The organism is Pseudomonas sp. SDO5522_S412, from assembly GCF_054071215.1.
Genome location: NZ_JBSVWQ010000002.1, coordinates 41574 through 61628 on the forward strand (window position 1 = coordinate 41574; position 20055 = coordinate 61628).

General features: G+C 60.1%; 15 protein-coding genes. 10 read left to right on the plus strand and 5 right to left on the minus strand.

The genetic code is table 11. The annotated features are described in order from the left end of the window. Window positions 1-134: 134 nt before the first annotated feature. The 5 genes from ACW9I6_RS00900 to ACW9I6_RS00920 are packed head-to-tail and all read left to right on the plus strand — an operon-like array spanning window position 135 to window position 6031. Entirely contained in the window at window positions 135-1457 is a 1323-nt protein-coding gene (locus tag ACW9I6_RS00900; RefSeq protein ID WP_087693837.1) for an MFS transporter, read from the plus strand. A gap of 21 nt (window positions 1458-1478) precedes the next feature. Then, the gene (araD1, locus tag ACW9I6_RS00905) at window positions 1479-2471 is read left to right on the plus strand and encodes an AraD1 family protein (RefSeq protein WP_177022803.1); all 993 of its coding nucleotides are present in this window, start codon (window positions 1479-1481) and stop codon (window positions 2469-2471) included. A gap of 11 nt (window positions 2472-2482) precedes the next feature. Beyond that, a complete protein-coding gene (locus ACW9I6_RS00910; protein WP_177069324.1) occupies window positions 2483-4063 on the plus strand; it encodes an aldehyde dehydrogenase (NADP(+)) in 1581 nt (526 codons plus the stop codon). A 39-nt stretch (window positions 4064-4102) separates the two neighbouring features. Further along, the gene (locus ACW9I6_RS00915; RefSeq protein ID WP_457338709.1) at window positions 4103-4978 is read left to right on the plus strand and encodes an SMP-30/gluconolactonase/LRE family protein; all 876 of its coding nucleotides are present in this window, start codon (window positions 4103-4105) and stop codon (window positions 4976-4978) included. Window positions 4979-5026: 48 nt separating this feature from the next. Beyond that, window positions 5027-6031 (plus strand): substrate-binding domain-containing protein, encoded by a 1005-nt coding sequence (locus ACW9I6_RS00920; RefSeq protein WP_003217769.1) that lies wholly within the window; start codon window positions 5027-5029, stop codon window positions 6029-6031. A gap of 154 nt (window positions 6032-6185) precedes the next feature. On the opposite strand, the gene ACW9I6_RS00925 is transcribed toward ACW9I6_RS00920, so the two are convergent. Beyond that, entirely contained in the window at window positions 6186-7334 is a 1149-nt protein-coding gene (locus ACW9I6_RS00925) for an aldose epimerase family protein (protein WP_457338710.1), read from the minus strand. 128 nt (window positions 7335-7462) lie between these two features. Here ACW9I6_RS00925 and ACW9I6_RS00930 point away from each other — a divergent pair, with 128 nt between their 5' ends. Both ACW9I6_RS00930 and treS read left to right on the plus strand, forming a co-directional pair. Next, a complete protein-coding gene (locus ACW9I6_RS00930; RefSeq protein WP_003217767.1) occupies window positions 7463-8245 on the plus strand; it encodes an SDR family NAD(P)-dependent oxidoreductase in 783 nt (260 codons plus the stop codon). Window positions 8246-8367: 122 nt separating this feature from the next. After that, the gene (gene treS, locus ACW9I6_RS00935; protein WP_457338711.1) at window positions 8368-10434 is read left to right on the plus strand and encodes a maltose alpha-D-glucosyltransferase; all 2067 of its coding nucleotides are present in this window, start codon (window positions 8368-8370) and stop codon (window positions 10432-10434) included. On the opposite strand, the gene ACW9I6_RS00940 is transcribed toward treS, so the two are convergent. From ACW9I6_RS00940 to ACW9I6_RS00955, 4 genes are all read right to left on the minus strand, one after another. Then, on the minus strand, window positions 10412-11416 hold the full coding sequence (locus tag ACW9I6_RS00940; protein WP_457338712.1) for a nucleoside hydrolase: 1005 nt from the start codon (window positions 11414-11416) through the stop codon (window positions 10412-10414). The genes treS and ACW9I6_RS00940 overlap by 23 nt on opposite strands. A 13-nt stretch (window positions 11417-11429) precedes the next feature. Further along, the gene (locus ACW9I6_RS00945) at window positions 11430-12458 is read right to left on the minus strand and encodes a LacI family DNA-binding transcriptional regulator (RefSeq protein ID WP_457338713.1); all 1029 of its coding nucleotides are present in this window, start codon (window positions 12456-12458) and stop codon (window positions 11430-11432) included. A 179-nt stretch (window positions 12459-12637) separates the two neighbouring features. Beyond that, window positions 12638-13972: an OprD family outer membrane porin gene (locus ACW9I6_RS00950; RefSeq protein WP_457338714.1), complete on the minus strand. Its 1335-nt coding sequence runs from the start codon at window positions 13970-13972 to the stop codon at window positions 12638-12640. Window positions 13973-14089: 117 nt separating this feature from the next. Continuing rightward, the gene (locus tag ACW9I6_RS00955; RefSeq protein WP_457338715.1) at window positions 14090-15475 is read right to left on the minus strand and encodes an MFS transporter; all 1386 of its coding nucleotides are present in this window, start codon (window positions 15473-15475) and stop codon (window positions 14090-14092) included. Window positions 15476-16005: 530 nt separating this feature from the next. Here ACW9I6_RS00955 and fimA point away from each other — a divergent pair. The 3 genes from fimA (at window position 16006) to ACW9I6_RS00970 (ending at window position 20044) form a co-directional block, all read left to right on the plus strand. Further along, window positions 16006-16551, plus strand: coding sequence for a type 1 fimbrial major subunit FimA (gene fimA / locus ACW9I6_RS00960; RefSeq protein WP_023658841.1), 546 nt, complete (start codon window positions 16006-16008; stop codon window positions 16549-16551). Window positions 16552-16635: 84 nt separating this feature from the next. Further along, a complete protein-coding gene (locus ACW9I6_RS00965) occupies window positions 16636-17328 on the plus strand; it encodes a fimbria/pilus periplasmic chaperone (protein WP_003217755.1) in 693 nt (230 codons plus the stop codon). Window positions 17329-17455: 127 nt separating this feature from the next. Next, complete coding sequence (locus ACW9I6_RS00970; RefSeq protein WP_457338716.1) at window positions 17456-20044, plus strand: fimbrial biogenesis usher protein; 2589 nt, start codon at window positions 17456-17458, stop codon at window positions 20042-20044. Window positions 20045-20055 lie beyond the last annotated feature (11 nt).

A 20055-nucleotide genomic window follows, 5' to 3' on the forward strand; every position in this document is an offset into this window, starting at 1 on the left:
ATTCGGGTGTTTGGAAGTGTTGTTGATTAAATAGTATTACTATATAGTCCGATTCAACGAGGCCTGGCCCTGGCGGTTTTCCGCGAGAGGCAACCCGAAACGCTCTATAAAAATAACAATCGGAGACCGCTCACATGAGCCAGGAACAGCGGCTGATACGTCGCATCACGCTGAAACTGATTCCCTTCCTGATCTTGCTGTACCTGATTGCCTACGTGGATCGCTCGGCCGTGGGCTTCGCCAAATTGCACATGGGCGCGGATGTCGGCATCGGAGATGCGGCGTATGGGCTGGGAGCAGGGCTGTTCTTTATTGGCTACTTCCTGCTGGAAATCCCCAGCAACCTGATGCTCGACCGTTTCGGCGCGCGGCGCTGGTTCGCACGAATCATGGTGACCTGGGGCGCGATTACCATCGGCATGGCATTCGTCCAGGGCCCCCACAGTTTCTATGTGATGCGCTTTCTGCTGGGCGCCGCCGAAGCCGGGTTCTTCCCGGGTGTCCTCTACTACATCACCCAATGGTTCCCGGTGAGGCACCGCGGCAAGATCCTCGGGCTGTTCATCCTGTCCCAACCCATCGCCATGATGATCACCGGCCCCGTGGCGGGCGGCTTGCTCGGCATGGACGGGATACTCGGCCTGCACGGCTGGCAGTGGTTGTTCATCGTCATCGGCACCCCAGCGATCCTGCTGACCTGGCCGGTGCTGCGCTACCTGCCGGATGGGCCGCAACAGGTGAAATGGATGGACCAGGCGGAGAAGGCCTGGCTCACCGGCGAGCTGGCCAAAGACCTGCAAGCCTACGGCCAGACCCGGCACGGCAACCCGCTGCATGCGCTGAAGGACAAACGCGTGCTGCTGCTGGCGCTGTTCTACTTGCCGGTGACCTTGAGCATTTATGGGCTGGGCCTGTGGCTGCCGACCTTGATCAAGCAGTTTGGCGGCAGCGACCTGACCACCGGGTTTGTGTCGGCAGTGCCCTACATCTTCGGGATCATCGGTTTGCTGATCGTCCCGCGCAGTTCCGATCGCCTGAATGATCGCTACGGTCATCTCGCCGTGCTCTACGTGTTAGGCGCCATCGGCCTGTTCCTCAGCGCCTGGCTGACAGTGCCGCTGTGGCAACTGGCAGCGCTGTGCCTGGTGGCGTTTGCGCTGTTTTCTTGCACGGCGGTGTTCTGGACCTTGCCGGGACGTTTCTTTGCCGGCGCGAGTGCAGCGGCGGGCATCGCCTTGATCAACTCGGTGGGCAACCTCGGCGGCTACATCGGGCCGTTCGTGATCGGCGCCCTCAAGGAGTACACCGGAAACCTTGCGTCGGGCTTGTACTTCCTGGCGTGCGTGATGCTGTTCGGGGTGGTGTTGACCGGGGTGGTCTATCGGTTGCTGGAGCGCAGGCACGTGCTGCCGCCCGACCAGTTCGCCGCCAGCGCCCGTGGCGCCACGCGTACTTAATTGGCAATCAGGAGAACACTCATGGGGTTAGTGCAGTTTGAATTGAACAACGGCGAACGCCGAGTGGGCGTGGTCGACGGCGATCAGGTACGCGAGGTGCGGGCCGCCCGCACGGTACGCGACCTGGCACTCGCCGCCATCGAGGCTGGCGTCACCTTGCAACAGCACATAGACCACCTCGGCCTGGCCGAGAGCCACGACTACGCCAGACTGCTGGCCGCGCAGAAGATCTTGCCACCGCTGGATCACCCGGACCCGGCCCACACGCTGGTCAGCGGTACCGGCCTGACCCACCTGGGCAGTGCGTCGGCGCGGGACAAGATGCACCAGAACGCCAGTGACGAAAGCGCGATGACCGACAGCATGCGCATCTTCAAATGGGGCGTGGAGGGCGGCAAACCGGCTTCTGGCCAGGCCGGTGTGCAGCCGGAATGGTTCTACAAGGGCGACGGCAGCATCGTGGTGCGTCCGGGCCAGCCATTCCCGTGGCCAGCGTTTGCCGAAGACGCCGGCGAAGAGCCGGAAATCGCCGGGCTGTATGTGATTGGTCACGACGGCAAGCCGTATCGCCTGGGCTACGCGGTGGGCAACGAGTTTTCCGACCACGTGATGGAGCGCAAGAATTACCTGTACCTGGCCCACTCCAAGCTGCGCAGTTGCAGCTACGGTCCCGAGTTGCGCCTAGGTGAACTGCCCCGGCACCTGGCGGGCACCAGCCGTATCGTGCGCAATGGCGAGGTGTTGTGGCAGCACGAATTCCTCAGTGGCGAAGCCAACATGTGCCACAGCCTCGAAAACCTTGAATACCACCATTTCAAATACACCCAGTTCCTGCGCCCAGGTGACGTGCATATCCATTTCTTCGGCACCGCCACCTTGTCGTTTGCCGACGGCATTCGTACCCAGCCAGGCGATGTGTTCGAAATCAGCCAGGCCGAATTCGGCGCGCCATTGATCAACGGCATTGCCGTGGCCAACAGCGGCGTGGCACCTGGCGGCATAGGCACCCTTTGAAGGAGACAGGCATGACCCGGATTTGTGGCCACAACTACATCGGCGGCCAGCGCAGCGCTGCCGGCAGCATCACCCTGCAGAGCATCGACGCCACCAGTGGCGAGGCATTGCCCTTTGATTTCTACCAGGCCACCGCGCAGGAGGTCGACGCCGCGGCCAACGCCGCCGCTCAGGCTTACCCGGCTTATCGCAGCCTGAGCGCGCAGCATCGTGCGTCGTTCCTGGAGGCGATAGCCGATGAACTGGACGCCCTGGGCGATGACTTTGTCGCCCTGGTCTGCCGCGAAACGGCGTTGCCCGCCGGGCGTATCCAGGGTGAGCGCGGTCGTACCAGCGGCCAGATGCGGTTGTTCGCCAAGGTACTGCGGCGCGGTGATTTCTACGGCGCGCGGATCGACCAGGCGCTGCCGGATCGTCAGCCCTTGCCGCGCCCGGATCTGCGCCAATACCGCATCGGCCTGGGGCCGGTCGCGGTGTTTGGGGCGAGCAATTTCCCCCTGGCCTTTTCCACTGCCGGTGGCGACACCGCCGCCGCGCTGGCGGCCGGTTGCCCGGTGGTGTTCAAGGCCCACAGCGGCCACATGGCCACCGCCGAGCGGGTCGCCGATGCGATCATGCGGGCGGCCGAGCGCACAGGTATGCCCGGCGGCGTGTTCAACATGATCTTCGGCGGCGGTGTGGGGGAAGCGCTGGTCAAGCACCCGGCGATCCAGGCCGTGGGTTTCACCGGCTCGCTCAAGGGCGGCCGGGCCTTGTGCGATATGGCGGCGGCACGCCCGCAACCGATCCCGGTGTTCGCCGAGATGTCCAGCATCAACCCGGTGATCGTCTTGCCCCAGGCCCTGCAAACCCGGGCAGACACCATCGCCCGCGACCTGGTCGCCTCGGTGGTGCAGGGGTGCGGCCAGTTCTGCACGAACCCGGGGCTGGTGATCGGGATTGCCTCGCCAGCGTTCACAGGCTTCACCCAACAGGTCGCCCAACTGATCGGCGGCCAGCCCGCGCAAACCATGCTCAATGCCGGCACCTTGAACAGCTACGGCAAAGGCCTGCACACGCTGCTGGCCCATCCTGGCATCGAGCACCTGGCGGGCCAGACGCAAACCGGCAATCAGGCGCAGCCACAGCTGTTCAAAGCGGACGCCAGCCTGCTGATCAACGGCGATGAAGTGTTGCAGGAGGAAGTGTTCGGCCCCACCACGGTGTTCGTGGAAGTCGCCGACCAGGCCCAACTCGCTGCGGCGTTGCACGGCCTGCACGGCCAATTGACCGCGACGATCATTGGCGAGCCGGCGGATTTCACCCAGTTCGGCGAGTTGACGCCGCTGCTGGAGCAAAAGGTTGGCCGCATCCTGCTCAACGGCTACCCCACGGGCGTCGAGGTGTGTGACGCGATGGTCCACGGCGGGCCGTATCCGGCGACTTCGGATGCCCGTGGCACTTCCGTGGGCACCCTGGCGATCGAGCGTTTCCTGCGACCTGTGTGCTTTCAGAATTACCCTGATAGCCTGCTCCCCGACGCGCTGAAGAATGCCAACCCGTTGCGCATTCAGCGTCTGGTAGATGGGCAGCCGTCGCGCGACGCGCTGTAACCGGTACCACCTGAAAACAACAAGAAAGCAGGAGGTTTCATGTCGTGGACCGCAGTCACACCGCACCGGGCTCGGCTGGGCGAAGGGCCGTTCTGGGATGTACCGGGCCAGGCCTTGTATTGGGTGGACATCATCGGCCAGCAGGCCTTGCGCCTGCAGGGCGGGCAATTGCACACCTGGCAATTGCCTGAGCCGGCCTCGGCGTTTATCCCGTGCGCCAGCGGCGATGCACTGGTGACCCTGAGCAGCGGCGTGTATCGCCTCGACCTCGATTCGGCGCCAAGCGATCCGCGCCTGACCTTGCTCTGCGTCGCCGATCCGCAACCGGGCAACCGTGCCAACGAAGCCCGCTGCGATGCCCAGGGCCGGCTGTGGCTGGGCACCATGCAGAACAACATCGGCGAGCACGGTGAAGACTTGCCGGTGCTGCGACGTTCCGGCGGCCTGTTCCGGGTCGATACCGACGGGCAGGTCACGCCGTTGCTGCAAGGCCTAGGGATTCCCAACACCTTGCTGTGGAACGACGCCGCCACCCACGTGCATTTCGGCGACAGCCTGGACGGCACGCTCTATCGATACCCGATGACTGAACAGGGCCAGCTCGCACCTGCGCAAGTCTGGTTCGGGCCTCACTCCCGGGGTGGCCCGGACGGCTCCGCCATGGACGCCGAAGGCTATATCTGGAACGCGCGCTGGGACGGCAGCTGCCTGCTGCGGCTGACGCCGGACGGTGAAGTTGACCGGGTCATCGAATTGCCGGTCAGCCGTCCCACCAGTTGCGTGTTCGCAGGCCCCGACCTCAAGACCTTGTACATCACCAGTGCCGCCAGCCCGCTGGATCACCCGCTGGACGGTGCGGTGCTGGCCATTGAGGTCGATGTGCCGGGGAAAGTCTGCCACCGCTTTGCAGGATAACCAACAGGCTGTTTAACGCACTCAAAAACAACAACAAGGAGTCACCCTATGAATCGTCGTCGTGGTATCCGTTCCCTGTGCTGCGCCGCTGTGGCGGTGTCCGCCGTCGGCCTGAGCAGCCTGTTGCTGGCGGCCGAGCCGGTGAAGATCGGCTTTCTGGTCAAGCAGGCGGAAGAGCCCTGGTTCCAGACCGAATGGGCCTTCGCCGAAAAGGCCGGCAAGGACAAGGGCTTCGAGGTGATCAAGATCGCCGTGCCCGACGGCGAGAAAACCCTCTCGGCCATCGACAGCCTGGCCGCTAATGGTGCCAAGGGTTTTGTGATTTGCCCGCCGGACGTGTCCCTCGGCCCGGCGATCATGGCCAAGGCCAAAGCCAACGGCTTGAAAGTGATCGCCGTGGATGACCGTTTTGTGGACGCCAAGGGCAACTTCATGGAAGACGTGCCTTACCTGGGCATGGCCGCGTTTGAAGTGGGCGAGAAGCAGGGCAGTGCCATGGCCACTGAAGCGAAAAAACGTGGCTGGGACTGGAAGGACACCTATGCGGTGATCAATACCTACAACGAACTCGATACCGGTAAAAAGCGCACTGATGGCTCGGTCAAATCCCTGAAGGCTGCGGGTATTCCGGATGACCACATCCTGTACGCAGCCCTCAAGACCCTCGACGTCCCCGGCAGCATGGACGCCACCAACTCGGCGCTGGTCAAGCTTCCCGGCGGCGCGAAAAACCTGATCATCGGCGGCATGAATGACAACACCGTGCTTGGCGGCGTGCGCGCCACCGAAAGCGCCGGGTTTGCGGCGGCGAATGTCATCGGCATCGGCATCAACGGCACCGATGCCATTGGCGAATTGAAGAAAGCCAACAGCGGCTTCTTCGGCTCGATGCTGCCCAGCCCGCATATCGAGGGCTACAACACCGCGAGCATGATGTTCGAGTGGGTCACTACGGGTAAGGAGCCGCCGAAGTACACGGCGATGGATGAGGTGACGCTGATCACCCGCGAGAACTTCAAGCAGGAGCTGGAAAAGATCGGTTTGTGGAACTGATGGCCGCTGACGTTTCCCGGCAGCCCTGCTAACGCCGGTACTGTGGGAGCTGTCGAGCTTCAGCGAGGCTGTGATAGCGGTGGGTCAGGCACCTTGGATATTGATAGTGCCGACGTCATCGCAGCCTCGCCAAAGCTCGACAGCTCCCACAGGTTTAGTCAGCAGAGAATTTCAGCACGGTATTCTGCGTGTAGGTCTGGCCAGGATCGAGACGGGTAGAGGGGAAGCTCGGCTGGTTGGGGCCGTCGGGAAAATGCTGGGTTTCCAGGGTGAACGCACTCCAGTGGGCGTAAGGCGCGCCACCCTTGCCCTTGATCGTCCCGTCGAGGAAGTTGCCGGTATAGAACTGCACGCCAGGCTCGCTGGTATACAGCTGCAAGCGGCGACCGGACTGCGGGTCACGAACGTCGGCGGCCAGTTTGCCGATATCACCCTTGGCATCCAGCACCCAGTTGAAGTCAAAGCCACCTTGTTTAGGTTCGGCGAATTTCAGCTGGGGATGATCGTCCTTGATGTGCTGGCCGATGGCAGTGGGCTTGAGAAAGTCCATCGGCGTACCGGCGACCGGGGCCAGTTCGCCGGTGGGAATCAGGGTGCTGTTGACCGGGGTGTAATGGCTGGCATGCAGGGTGGCGACCTGCTTGAGCACATCACCGCTGCCGGCGCCGGCGAGGTTGAAGTAACTGTGGTTGGTGAGGTTGAGCACCGTGGGTTTGTCGGTGGTGGCTTTGTAGTCGATGTGCAGTTCGTTCTTGTCGTTGAGGCTATAGGTGACATCGACTTTCAGGTTGCCGGGAAAACCCATCTCGCCGTCCTTGGACAGGTAGCTCAGGGTCACGCCCACCGAATCGTCCTGCTTGACCGGCTCGGCTTTCCACACATGCTTGTCGAAACCTTGCGGGCCGCCGTGCAGCGAGTTCGGCCCGTCGTTGAGGGGCACTTGATAGCGTTTGCCGTCCAGTTCAAAGCTGCCCTTGTCCAGGCGGTTGCCAAAACGGCCGATGGTCGCGCCGAAGAACGCAGTACCGGCCTGGTAGCCCTGGACGTCATCGAAGCCCAGCACCACGTCGGCGAACTGGCCGTGTTTGTCGGGTACTTTCAGCGACTGCAAGACCGCGCCATAGGTGATGACCGTGGCTTGTACGCCATGGCTGTTACGCAATACATACTGCTCGACGGCGGTGCCGTCATTGGTTTTGCCGAAGGGTTTGTGTTCGCTGGACAAGCCAGCCGCCTGAGCGCCCAGGCTGGCCACCGCCAGGGAGAGGCCAAGGCCGGTAAGCAGGAATCGGGATTGCCGCATGACTGAGCTACCTTTATTGTTGTTAATTAAATAGTTCTACTATTTATTCAGATGCAGGGCTGATTTATAGCCAATATCGCAAAACATGCAATATAAAATAAGACTAAATACAGCGGAGTGACTGCCCCATGAACACTGAAAAACAGCCCGGCGCGCAGGCGATGTACCCGGACCTGCGGGATAAAACCGTGCTGATCTCCGGCGGTGCTTCCGGGATAGGCGAGGCCATGGTGCGTGCCTTCGCACGCCAGGGGGCCAAGGTAGCCTTCGTGGACCGGGCGCAAGGGCAGGGCGACCGATTGGCGGCGATATTGTCGGCCGAGGGCCATGCCGTCGAATTCGCCCATTGCGATATCACCGACGAGATCGCGTACAAGGCCGCGATAGCGTGCCTGGCGCAGAGCCTTGGGCCGATCGACGTGCTGGTGAACAATGCCGCCAATGACGTTCGGCACACCCTGGATGAAATCGACTCGGAGCGGTTCGACCAACTGATTTCGGTCAACCTGAAGCACGGGTTTTTCGCGGCCCGGGCGGTGGTGCCGATGATGAAGGCCGCCGGCGGCGGGTCGATCATCAACCTGGGCTCCATCGGCTGGATGATGGCTTCCAGCGGCTACCCGGTATACGCCGCCAGCAAAGCGGCCGCCCACGGCATGACCCGGGCCCTGGCGCGGGAGCTTGGGCCCAGCCGTATCAGGGTCAATACGCTGGTGCCGGGCTGGGTGATGACAGAGAAACAACTGGCGATGTGGGTGGATGACGCGGCCCGGGAGTTGATCGCCCGCAGCCAGTGCCTGCCGGGCAGTGTGGAGCCGGAACATATCGCCAATATGGCGCTGTTCCTGGCTTCTGATGTGTCGGCGATGTGTACCGCACAGAACTTCATTGTGGACGGCGGCTGGGTCTAGGCCGGGAAAGCGTCGCCATCCCGGATGCAACGAATCGCCGCCCGGGGCCTCATACAGTAACGAACGGTGGTTCATATGCAGCCACCGCAACCGACTACTTCATGGGTGCAGGTGATTGATTTATGACGGACGCCGATAAGAAACATGTGGCCTGGCTGGTGGAACAATCGATGCTGCATGCCGCCAAGCAGCGCGCCAGGCTTTATTCGGGGCAAGGCCGGTTGTGGCAACAGCCATATGCCCATACCCGGCCCCGTGATGCTTCAGCCCTGGCATCGGTGTGGTTCACGGCCTATCCGGCGTCCATCGTCACCCGCGAGAACGGCAGCGTACTGGAGGCCCTGGGCGATGAAACCTTGTGGCACGCGCTGTCGAAAATCGGCATCCAGGGCATCCATAACGGCCCGTTGAAACGCTCGGGCGGTCTATCCGGTACCGAGCACACTCCCACCATTGACGGCAATTTTGACCGCATCAGCTTCGACATCGACCCGCAACTGGGCACCGAAGCCCAGCTTCAGGCGCTGGCTCGCATGGCCGCCGCGCACAACGCGGTGATCATTGACGATGTGATCCCGTCCCACACCGGCAAGGGCGCAGACTTCCGCCTGGCCGAGATGGCCTACGAAGACTATCCCGGGCTCTACCACATGGTGGAGATCCGCGAAGAAGACTGGCCGCTGCTACCCGATATCAGCGAGGGCCGCGATGCGCAGAACCTCAGCCCGCAGCAGGTCGACGTGCTCAGGGACAAGCACTACATCGTCGGCCAGTTGCAACGGGTGATCTTCTTCGAGCCCGGGGTCAAGGAAACCGACTGGAGCGCGACCGATATGGTCATCGGCGTGGACGGCAAGCCCCGCCGCTGGGTGTACCTGCATTACTTCAAGGAAGGGCAGCCGTCGCTGAACTGGCTGGACCCGACCTTCGCCGCGCAGCAGATGATCATTGGCGACGCCTTGCACGCCATCGACGTGATGGGGGCGAAAATCCTGCGCCTGGATGCCAACGGTTTCCTCGGCGTGGAACGAAAACTGGAAGGTAACGCCTGGTCTGAGAGCCATCCGCTGTCCATCACCGGCAACCAGATCCTGGGCGGCGCGATTCGCAAGGCGGGCGGTTTCAGCTTCCAGGAACTGAACCTGACGGTGGACGACATCGCCGCCATGTCCCACGGCGGCGCAGACCTGTCCTACGACTTCATCACGCGCCCGGCTTACCAGCACGCGTTATTGATGGGCGACACCGAATTCCTGCGCCTGATGCTGCGGGAGATGCACACCCTGGGCATCGACCCCGGCTCGCTGATCCACGCCTTGCAGAACCATGACGAGCTGACCCTGGAACTGGTGCACTTCTGGACGTTGCACGCCCATGACACCTACCTCTATCAGGGGCAGACCTTTCCCGGCGGCATCCTGCGCGAGCATATCCGTGAGCAGATGTACGAACGCCTGGCTGGCGAACACGCGCCGTATAACCTGAAGTTCGTGACCAACGGCGTGTCCTGCACCACCGCCAGCATCATCACGGCGGCGCTGGGCATTCGCGACCTTGAGGCGATTACCCCGGCGGATATCCAGCAGATCCGCCAGATTCACCTGCTGCTGGTGATGTACAACGCGATGCAACCGGGGGTGTTTGCACTGTCCGGCTGGGACCTGGTGGGCGCATTGCCGTTACCGGCGCAGGAGGTGGCCCACTTGATGCTGGATGGCGACACACGCTGGATCCATCGCGGCGCCTATGACCTGGTGGACCTGAATCCGGATGCGGAGCAATCCGCCGGGCAGATGCCGCGTCCGAAAACCTTGTATGGCAGCCTGATCAGCCAGTTGGCCGACCCGGATTCGTTTGCCTCGCAACTGCAAAGAATCCTCGCGGTGCGCCGAGCCTACGACATCGCCGCCAGCCGCCAGATCCTGGTGCCGGATGTGCAGCACCCGGGGCTGTTGATCATGGTGCACGAGCTGCCGGCGGGCAAAGGTACCCAGATCACGGCGCTGAACTTCGGCTCGACGCCGATTACTGAAACCCTGCACCTGCCCGATATTGCGCCCGGGCCGGTGGTGGACATCATCAATGAGCGGGTGGAGGGCGATCTGACACCCGAGGGTGATTTCACCATCACCCTGGATGCGTATGAAGGCTTGGCGCTGCGGGTAGTCAGTAGTTCGCCGATGATTTGAGAGGCGCCATCGACAAGTACCGTTCGATGATTTCCAGCAGCAAGCGGTTGTCCACGGTTTGCAAAACGCTGACCAGGCCGCTGGTGGGCGGCGTGATAGCGACGTCCAGCCGCAGGGGCTGTTTATAACGCCAGGTTTTGCCGCGCGTGCGGCCGGCGCGCAGTTCTACCTCCGTGTAGTACTGCGTGGCGTTAGCCACGCGCGGATCCAGCAACCAGGCAATCACCAAAGCGTCATGGATCCAGCAACCGGCGAGGCTGCGGGTGGCCATTGAATAATCGATCCAGGGCCTGAACGTCTCACAGATAAAATTGGCGAGGGGCGTATCGAGTTGCTGGATACGGTCCAGGTCCTGGTGAGTCATCAAGGTTTGCGTGGTGACATCCAGGGGCACCAGGGTGATATTCGCACCGCAACTGAGGACAAGGTCTGCCGCTTCCGGATCGAAGCCGAAGTTGGTGTCCTTGATGAAGTCATCCAGGGCAAAAACACCGCCCATGATCACGATTTGCCTGGCTGCCTTGATCATGTCCGGGTAGCGTTCAATCGCCAGCGCCACGTTGGTCAGCGGCCCAATCGCCACCAGGGTGATATCCCCGGGGTTTGCGCAAATCAACTGGCCTATGGCGTCGGCCGCTTCCTGGGCCGGAGCCTCGAAATCAAGGGGAGGGCGCACGCCATTCCATAAATGCGCGAGTTGGCGCTTGTGGACGGTGTTGTCCAGAGCATCGCGCCAGGGGCCGCCGGGTTCCTGCAGTGCCTGGTTGCTGCCCCTGACCACGGGTAGCGAGCGGCCGGTTCTGGCCATCAGGTCTTTAGCGACGTTGTACCCCACGGCGCTGGGCGTGTTGCCTGCCACAGTGGTGACCAGTTCAAGCGACAGCTCGGGTGCCGCCAGTGCCAGCGCCAATGCCAGACCGTCGTCAACGTTGGCGCCTGCAATCCCGTTTCCGGGATCGCAATCAATAATTAAACGTTTCATTTCACCTTCTTTTTTAGACTCGCGGTGTTTGCACAGCGCCGCATCCGCAGGACTCGCCAATGACCAGGCGGTGAGAAAACTCTTGCAGCTTCACCTCGCCATTCCAGGCCAGCAGCATCGCAATGGCGGCCTTGGCCATGTCTCCGACCGGCTGACACACGGTGGTCAGTGACGGTGCATAAAACGCCGACTCCTCGGTACCGTTGAAGCACACCAGCGCGACCTGTTCGGGGACTTTTATGCCGTGTTCCGCCAGGGCCCGAATGCAGCCGATGGCTTGCGCTTCATTGGAGCAGAACAGCGCGCGGGCGGGGGGGCCGTCGGCCAACATGCGCTGTGTTGCGTCATACCCACCTTGCCGCGTGTAGCTGGCGGGCAATATCCATTCGGCGCATTCTTCAATGCCGTGGTCAGCCAGTGCGTCACGCCAGCCGTTCAAGCGGTCCTGGGCGTTGAGCATTTCCAGGGGGCCACAAATGATGCCTACTTCGCGGTAACCATGGCTCAACAAATGGGTGGTAACTTGACGTGCTGCGCCGCGCTCGTCGACCCGCAGCATATTGACGGCCAGGCTGGGGCTGACCCGGTCGAGCATCACGAAAGGCGTGCCGCTGGCCTGGATCAGCTCGATATGCGGGTGGCGGTCGACACTGGTGTAGAACAGGCCATCGACCCGCTGGCTCAGGAGGTTGTTGATCAGGTTCAGTTCACGCTTGCGGCAGTCACCGGAATCGCCCAGCAGGATGACCAGGCCGTTGTCCAATGCTTCCTGTTGCAGTGCATGGGCGAAGGAGGCGATGAAGGTATTCGAGATATTCGGCACAACCAGCCCATAGGTGCGGGTTTTGCCCGAGGCCAGTGCCTGGGCGACGCCATTGGGCCGGTAACCGGTGTGTTTTATGGCATCCAGGACACGCTGGCGCGTCGCCTTGGCGACGGGCCTTGGGCCGTCGTTGATCACATAGCTGACGACCGCGACCGAGGTTCCTGCTTCGCGGGCCACATCATCGCGTGTGGCCCGGGTGGGATACTGTTTTGTCAAAGCGACCTGCCATTTCCTGTGAGTCGATGGACACGCGGGCGGTACCCGGTAACAGGTCTACCCGCGTAGATGTTTACGGCAAGAGAAGGGGCTGAGATGGGCGGCATTATCACTGCTGGTGTATTTCAGTTTGATGACCTGTGTACGGCTTCGCTTAGACACCCGCAGCCCCTTCAGGGTCAGAAGATCGCGTAGGTGTAGCTGAAGATCACACGCGCCTGGTCCACCGCACCCACGTTGGGAATGCCGCTGCGGAAACTGCCTTCGCGCAACGAGGTGCCAAACCCTTTCAACGGACCGCTCTGCACCACGTAGTCGATCCGCATGTCACGTTCCCACTCCGAGTAGCGGCTGGCGCCGTCCACCGAGCGGATGTTGTCGCCATGCAGGTACAACGCCGAGGCCGAGAGGCCGGGCACGCCCAGCGCCGCGAAGTCATAGGAGTACTGGGCAAAGTTGGTGTTTTCACCTGCGCGGATAAACGAGTTATCCATCACGTCAGTAATCAGGTAGACGCTTGCGCCGCCGTTGCCTTCATTGTTGCCGGCGCCGCTCACTACGTTGCCCTGGTTCAGGTAAACAGTGCCGCCCGAGTCGGAAACCTGCTGGCGACCGAGCATGAAGGCGTTGCCTCCCAGGTAGTAGGTGAACGCTGCGCTCCAGGTGGTGTTATCCACTTTGCCCGGCTCGCTGGCGTAGCCGCCGTTGTTATTGAAGAGGTAGCCCGTGGTGCCGTTTTTACCCTGGGACTTGCTGTTGAAGTAGCGCAGGTCGGTTTTAAAGCGGGAGTTTTCACCCAACGGCGTGGTGTTCAACAGGCCAAAAAAATCCTGGGTGTAATAGTCCTTCAGGTCGGCGCGGTAGTACTGCAGGGTGGTGGTGGGGGTGATTTTCCAGTCGGCGCCGGCGTAGGTGAATGAGTTGCTGTCCTGGGTGCCACCGGCAATGGCCAACCCTGTGGAGTTGGACGACGCACGCCCCGTGGAGCGGTTGAGTTGCCCGGCATTGATCGTCAGGTTATCGATGTCTTTGGACGTTACCGTCACGCCTTCAAAGGTTTGCGGCAGCAACCGGCCGTCGTTGGCCACCAGGATCGGCAGGTTAGGCTGCAGCGCGCTGCCGGCATGGAACTCGGTCTTGGACACGCGAAGCTTGGCGTTGGCCCCGAGGCGGCTCCAGCTGTCCACCGGCGTGCCGTCCGAATCGACCGGTGCGAGTGAGTTCGAGGTGCTGGCGCTAGGGTGTTGGGTACCCCCGGAAAGGTTGAACGCCTGCATGGCTTGAACGTCGAGGCCGAGACCGACAGTGCCCTGGGTAAACCCGGAGAGATAGTCGAGTTTGAAACCCTGGGTCAGTTCGTTCTGATCAACGCCCGGGGTGTTGGGGTTATCACTGCGAAGGTAAAAAGTACGCGCGCTGACCGACGCCGTGCTGTCGTCGATAAAGCCTGCGGCCAGTGCTTGTTGCGCAACGATACTGGTAGTCACTGCCAGTGCGAGGGTGGACCGTTTCATGTCAATGCTCCTATGGATTGCCGATTTACAGGCATGGCTTCGCCCGACTGGTGGTTGAACCGTCGTGCGGGTTTGCGCCTTTCTGCGAGGCGTCAGTGGTTATTCAGGGGGATGAAACTAGATCGCATCTTCCAGCGCGTTAAGGTCGCGGCCACGGGTTTCCGGGGCGACAAAGGTCGTCACGAAACCGATCCCGGCCATGGCGACAAAGTACCCGGCAATCGCCCACCAGTGACCGGTCCAGGTCAGCAGCGCGGCAGCCACCAGAGGCGCGGTACCGCCCGAGAGGATCGAGCCCAGCTCCTTGGCCAGGGCCAGTTTGGTATAGCGATTTTTGACGCCGAATATTTCTACGCTCCAGGCTGCCTGTACGCCAAAGATACCGAGTGAAGCGAGGCCCATGCCGACCACGATGGTAGCCATGACAATGGCCGGGTCGCGGGAATCCAGCAGCATGAACGCCGGGAAGGCGTAGAGCATCAACAGCAGGCAGAAACAGCGGTACACGATGCGTCGACCAAACCGGTCAGACAGCCAGCCCGCCAGGGGGATGATCAAAAAGCCGAGGATCGAGGCGATCAACACGGACTGGGTTGCGACGGATTTATCCACCGCAAGCACCTTCACCACGTAGCCGACGATAAAACCCTGGGCAAGGTAAGACGGGCCGTTCTCGCCAATGCGCAAGCCGACCATGGTGAGAAATGCCCGGCTGCCTTTCCAGAAGCCAATGGGCTGTACAGGGGCAGTGAGGGCGTTATCGCGCTGCGCTTGCAATTGGGCCTTTCGAAGCTCGAACACCGGCGTTTCCCGCAGGTTGCGACGCAGCCACAGCGCGGCCAGGGCAATCAGCGAACTGCACAGGAACGGAATGCGCCATCCCCACTCCTGCAGTTGCTGTTGATCCATTTGCACCACGGCAAGCCACACCAATGAAGCCAGCAAGGTCCCACTGTTGGAGCCCATGGCAATCACCGACGACACCAGGCCGCGTTGTTTGGCAGGTGCGAATTCGCCCAGCATCACCGTGCCTGCGGCCAATTCGGCGCCTGCACCAAAGCCCTGGGTAAAACGCAGCAGTACCAGGCATGCCGGCGCCCAGATACCGATGGATGCGTAGCTGGGGATCAAGCCGATCAACGTGGTGGAAGCGCCCATCAACACGACGGTAGAGACCATGACCACCTTGCGGCCCTTGCGATCACCCAGCCACCCGAAGAACAGCGCACCGATCGGCCGCGCCACAAACCCCACCGACCAGGTCGCGAAGGTGGAAAGCAACGCCATGGCGGGCGACACATTGGGGAAAAACACATCCCCGAAGATAAGCCCCGCAGCCAAGCCATACAGGGCGAAGTCCGCGTACTCCATGGCCGTGCCAAGCCAACAGGCGAGGGTGGCGCGATACAACTCCCGGCGTCCTTGCGGGGTTATCAAGCTTTCATCCGCTGCGCCCCATGGGATAGGCGCACCGGACGGAGTAGCACTTGCAACTGTCGACATCAAAAAACTCCTGATCCAAGGAAGGCCCGGACATGACCATTAGGTGTGTTTGCTCTGCTTCTACAGTTATCTACGCGCGTAGATAACTGACTTTGAAAATCGGCCCGGGGATAAACCTCAAAGGCCGATAGTGGAGATCCATGGCCGGATCTTAGGCAGGGTTTTATTGCATTCGAATGACAGATTTATCGGCGGACGCGTGCAAGGTAGCGCTGATTAGCAGCGGCGGGGGCGACAACGGTTGCGTTGCAAAAGGGCCCGGCCGTGTCCGACTGAAGGGTGGCGCTGCGGGCAGTGAGTCGTTCGCCGATGAAGTACTGAACGTGCGTGGCTAGTTGTAATAAGATCTTCCCGGCACGTGTACGGAAATTTCTCCTGCGTGCCGAATTATCGCTTTAAACCCAAGAGGTTTCATAAATACTGGCGGGATCTCTCTCCATTCTTATTCCCGGACTATCTAATTATAGTTCGTGTGCTTGAGTTGCCTTATACCAAGTACTGGAATCCCCAAAGATATGGAGTTTAGATTTATGCGGAAAATCAATCTGATTAACAGTGTAATAGCTGTCTCACTGCTTGCCGTGGGTGTGGCTCACGCCGACGATGTAACCGTTAATGGTGGCACCATTCACTTCCAAGGTGAAGTTGTTAACGCGGCTTGCGCCGTCGATACCGGCTCTGCTGACCAGACTGTACAACTGGGCCAGGTAAGAACCGCAGCACTTAGCGCGGCCGGCCAGACCAGCTCCGCCGTTGGCTTTAATATCCAGCTGAATGACTGCGATACCAAAGTTTCAACTCAAGCCTCCGTCGCCTTCACTGGTGTAACTGACCCTACCAACACCGAAGCACTGGCTCTGGAAAGCTCCGCTGCCGGCGCTGCCACCAACGTCGGCGTTCAGGTGCTGGACCGCGTAGGTACTCCTCTGACGTTCGACGGCGCGACGTTCAGCGAGCCGTTGACCCTGAATGATGGCACCAACACCTTGCCGTTCCAGGCACGTTACATCGCCACAGGCGTAGCCACTGCGGGTACTGCGAACGCCAACGCAAACTTCAAAGTGCAGTACCAGTAACGAGCAACTGACAAGGATGTGCGCAGGCCAGGGAGGCCATCTTCGCACAAGGTTCGTGTTCGCCTACAAGATTGACGTGAAAAAATGATGATGACCGCAAAGACAATTAGAACCGTGCTCGCGTTGGCGGTGGTGCTTCTGGCCAATCGCGTGGAAGCGGGCGTGGCCCTGGGTGCGACGCGCGTTATTTACCCGGCCGATCAGAAACAGACGGCGCTGGGTTTAAGCAATAATAATGACAAAGACACCTATCTTATCCAGTCATGGGTCGAGAACAGTGATGGCAAGAAAGATGGCAGGTTTGTCATTACACCGCCATTGTTTGTGATGCAGGGAAAAAAAGACAATACGCTGCGCATTGTCGATGCCACCAACAATAACCTGGTAAAAGATCGCGAAAGTTTATTCTGGATCAACGTAAAGGCAATCCCTTCTGCAGATAAAGCGCAACAAAAAGACAATACGCTGCAACTGGCGATTACCAGCCGGATAAAACTCCTGTATCGACCACGAGACCTCAGGATCTCCCCGGAAGATGCACCGGCAAAGTTGACGTTCAAGCGCAGCGGAAAATCGCTGCTCATTACTAATCCAACCCCTTACTTCCTGACCATCACAGAACTGAACGCCGGCACACAGGCGCTGGCAAATACCATGGTTCCGCCAATGGGTTTTGTGACCGTCGACCTGCTTGGAAGTACAGCCAGTGCGATTAATTATCGAACTATCAACGATTACGGCGCATTGACTGCAGTGCTGAAGGGAACTCTTCAGTAAACATTGCTGTGCTAATCAAGCCTTGATTATGGACCTTGCATCAGGCGGGTCAATCCAGAGCCTGCACGTTTTTTTGCGCGGGAGGGGCTATGTCGTACCTGGGTTATGGAACTGGCGATAACGCAAAATGAAAAATGGAATCCGGGAATTAGCACTTAACCGATTACTGTTGTCACCCTTGGCATTGCTTCTGGCAGGCCCCGTTTTTTCTGCGCGAGCAGACAACTATTTCAATCCTCGCTTCCTGTCCGATGATCCTGCATCAGTCGCGGATCTGTCCGGCTTTGAAAAAGGCCTGGAGGCGCCTCCCGGCACTTACCGTGTCGACATCTATATGAACGATGGGTACATGGCGACCCGGGATGTTGCCTTTGATAAAAGCGCCGATGGGCAGAAACTGGAACCGTGCCTGACGCGTTCTCAATTGTCTTCTTTTGGCGTCAATACGCTCGCATTGCCCGATGTCGTTGCCATGAAGAGCACCGCCTGTGTTCCATTCACCCGGTTTATCAATGATGCGTCCAGCCGATTTGACGTTGGCCTGCAACGCTTGTACCTCAGCGTTCCCCAGGCATTCATGGGTAGCCAGGCCCGTGGGTATATTTCGCCAGATCTATGGGATGACGGCATTACCGCGGGATTGCTCAATTACAACTACACCGGCAGCGAAGTGCGCAGCGAGCAGGGCGGGGTGTCCAACTATTCATACCTCAGCCTGCAAAGCGGCCTCAACCTGGGCGCCTGGCGATTAAGGGACACCACCACGTGGAGCTACAGCCACGGCGCGGGCGTGACGCAGAACCAGTGGCAACACACCAACACCTATGTGGAGCGGGGCATTTCCTCGTGGCACAGCCGATTGACCCTGGGTGACGGTTTCACCGCTGGCGATATTTTCGATGGTATTAACTACCGGGGCGCTCAAATTGCGTCGGACGACAACATGCTCCCGGACAGTCAGCGAGGCTTTGCGCCCGTTGTGCGCGGTATCGCGCGAAGCACAGCCAAGGTTTCGGTGAAACAGAATGGGTATGAAATCTATCAGGCCACCGTGCCCCCCGGTGCTTTCACCATCAACGACATCTATGCACCAGGCACCAGCGGCGATTTACAGGTCACGGTTGTAGAGGCTAACGGTTCAACGCAATCGTTCACGGTGCCTTATTCATCTGTGCCGATGCTGGAGCGTGAAGGCCAACTGAAGTATTCGCTGACGGGGGGGCAGTATCGCAGCGGCAATGCGCAGCAAGACACGCCGGAGTTTCTCCAAGGCACCGCATTTTGGGGTTTGCCTCATGACTGGACAGTCTTCGGAGGCACGCAGGTCTCGAACAACTATCACGCCCTGGACATTGGCTTGGGCAAGAACCTGGGCGACCTCGGCGCGATATCGGCCGACCTGACCGAGGCCCGTGCGATATTGCCTGACGACACCCAACACCAAGGGCAGTCCCTGCGGTTTCTTTACAATAAGTCCATCAACCAGTGGGGGACCAACCTGCAACTGTTGGGCTACCGCTACTCGACGAAAAATTTCTACACCCTGGCTGACACGGCATGGAGCCACATGAGTGGCTTCACGCTGGTCAGCCAGGATCAATCGGTTCAGATAACGCCGCAGATCACGGATGCCTACAATCTGAACTACAGCAAGCGTGGTCGCTTCCAGGCCACGTTGACACAACAGGTGGGCAAGACGTCTACGGTGTATTTAACCGGTAGCCAACAGAGCTATTGGGGAACGCGGCAGTCGGACGAACAACTCCAGCTCGGGTACAACAGTACAATCGGAGACATTAGTTGGGGGGTGAGCTACAGCCTGACAAAGAGCGCCTGGGCGGACAATAAAGATCAGTTGCTGGCGATCAATCTCAGTATTCCGTTTAGCCACTGGATGCGTTCAGACAGTCACTCATCCTTTAAAAACACCAATGCCAGCTTCAATACATCCAGTGATTTAAAAGGTCGGGACACCAGCACGGCAGGGCTCTATGGCACGCTGCTTGATGATCACAACCTCAGTTACAGCGTACAAACCGGATACGCCGGTGGTGGTGTCGAAGACGCTTCGAAAACCGGCAACACCTCTTTGAACTATCGCGGTCCCTACGGCAATTCCAATATCGGGTACAGCACCAGTGAAGACTACAGCCAGGTGTATTACGGCGTCAGCGGTGGCGTATTGGCGCACGCGGATGGCGTGACCTTCAGTCAGCCGCTGAACGACACCATGGTGCTGATAAAAGTACCGGGGGCAGAGCATGTCGCCGTCGAAAACCAGACCGGCATACGCACCGACTGGAGGGGATATGCGGTGCTCCCGTATGCGACGGATTATCGTGAGAACCGGATAGCCCTGAACACTAACTCGCTGGCCAATAACATTGAATTGGAAGACCCGATATTGAGCGTCGTGCCGACGCGTGGGGCAGTTGTGCGTGCTGATTTTAAAGCCCGCGTCGGGATGAAAGTCCTGATGACGCTGACCCACAACGACAAGCCGGTGCCATTCGGCTCGATCGCCTCATACGGCGAGGGCTTGGGGGGGAGCATTGTTGCCGAAGGTGGCCAAGTCTATCTGACCGGGCTGTCGCCGACAGGGCAAATAAGCGTGAAGTGGGGGGACGGTACGAACGATCGCTGTACCGCAACGTACAGCCTGCCGGCCGACAGCCTGGCGCAGGCCTTGAGTTATGCCTCGGCGACGTGCCAGTAATCAAAACAGGA

Bases quoted from the DNA above. Each gene is read 5' to 3' on its own strand.
- araD1 (WP_177022803.1), top strand. From the start codon at position 1,479: ATGGGGTTAGTGCAGTTTGAATTGAACAACGGCGAACGCCGAGTGGGC.
- treS (WP_457338711.1), top strand. From the start codon at position 8,368: ATGACGGACGCCGATAAGAAACATGTGGCCTGGCTGGTGGAACAATCG.
- ACW9I6_RS00940 (WP_457338712.1), bottom strand. From the start codon at position 11,416: ATGAAACGTTTAATTATTGATTGCGATCCCGGAAACGGGATTGCAGGC.
- ACW9I6_RS00925 (WP_457338710.1), bottom strand. From the start codon at position 7,334: ATGCGGCAATCCCGATTCCTGCTTACCGGCCTTGGCCTCTCCCTGGCG.
- ACW9I6_RS00900 (WP_087693837.1), top strand. From the start codon at position 135: ATGAGCCAGGAACAGCGGCTGATACGTCGCATCACGCTGAAACTGATT.
- ACW9I6_RS00915 (WP_457338709.1), top strand. From the start codon at position 4,103: ATGTCGTGGACCGCAGTCACACCGCACCGGGCTCGGCTGGGCGAAGGG.
- ACW9I6_RS00950 (WP_457338714.1), bottom strand. From the start codon at position 13,972: ATGAAACGGTCCACCCTCGCACTGGCAGTGACTACCAGTATCGTTGCG.
- ACW9I6_RS00970 (WP_457338716.1), top strand. From the start codon at position 17,456: ATGAAAAATGGAATCCGGGAATTAGCACTTAACCGATTACTGTTGTCA.
- ACW9I6_RS00930 (WP_003217767.1), top strand. From the start codon at position 7,463: ATGAACACTGAAAAACAGCCCGGCGCGCAGGCGATGTACCCGGACCTG.
- ACW9I6_RS00920 (WP_003217769.1), top strand. From the start codon at position 5,027: ATGAATCGTCGTCGTGGTATCCGTTCCCTGTGCTGCGCCGCTGTGGCG.
- ACW9I6_RS00955 (WP_457338715.1), bottom strand. From the start codon at position 15,475: ATGTCGACAGTTGCAAGTGCTACTCCGTCCGGTGCGCCTATCCCATGG.
- fimA (WP_023658841.1), top strand. From the start codon at position 16,006: ATGCGGAAAATCAATCTGATTAACAGTGTAATAGCTGTCTCACTGCTT.
- ACW9I6_RS00910 (WP_177069324.1), top strand. From the start codon at position 2,483: ATGACCCGGATTTGTGGCCACAACTACATCGGCGGCCAGCGCAGCGCT.
- ACW9I6_RS00965 (WP_003217755.1), top strand. From the start codon at position 16,636: ATGATGATGACCGCAAAGACAATTAGAACCGTGCTCGCGTTGGCGGTG.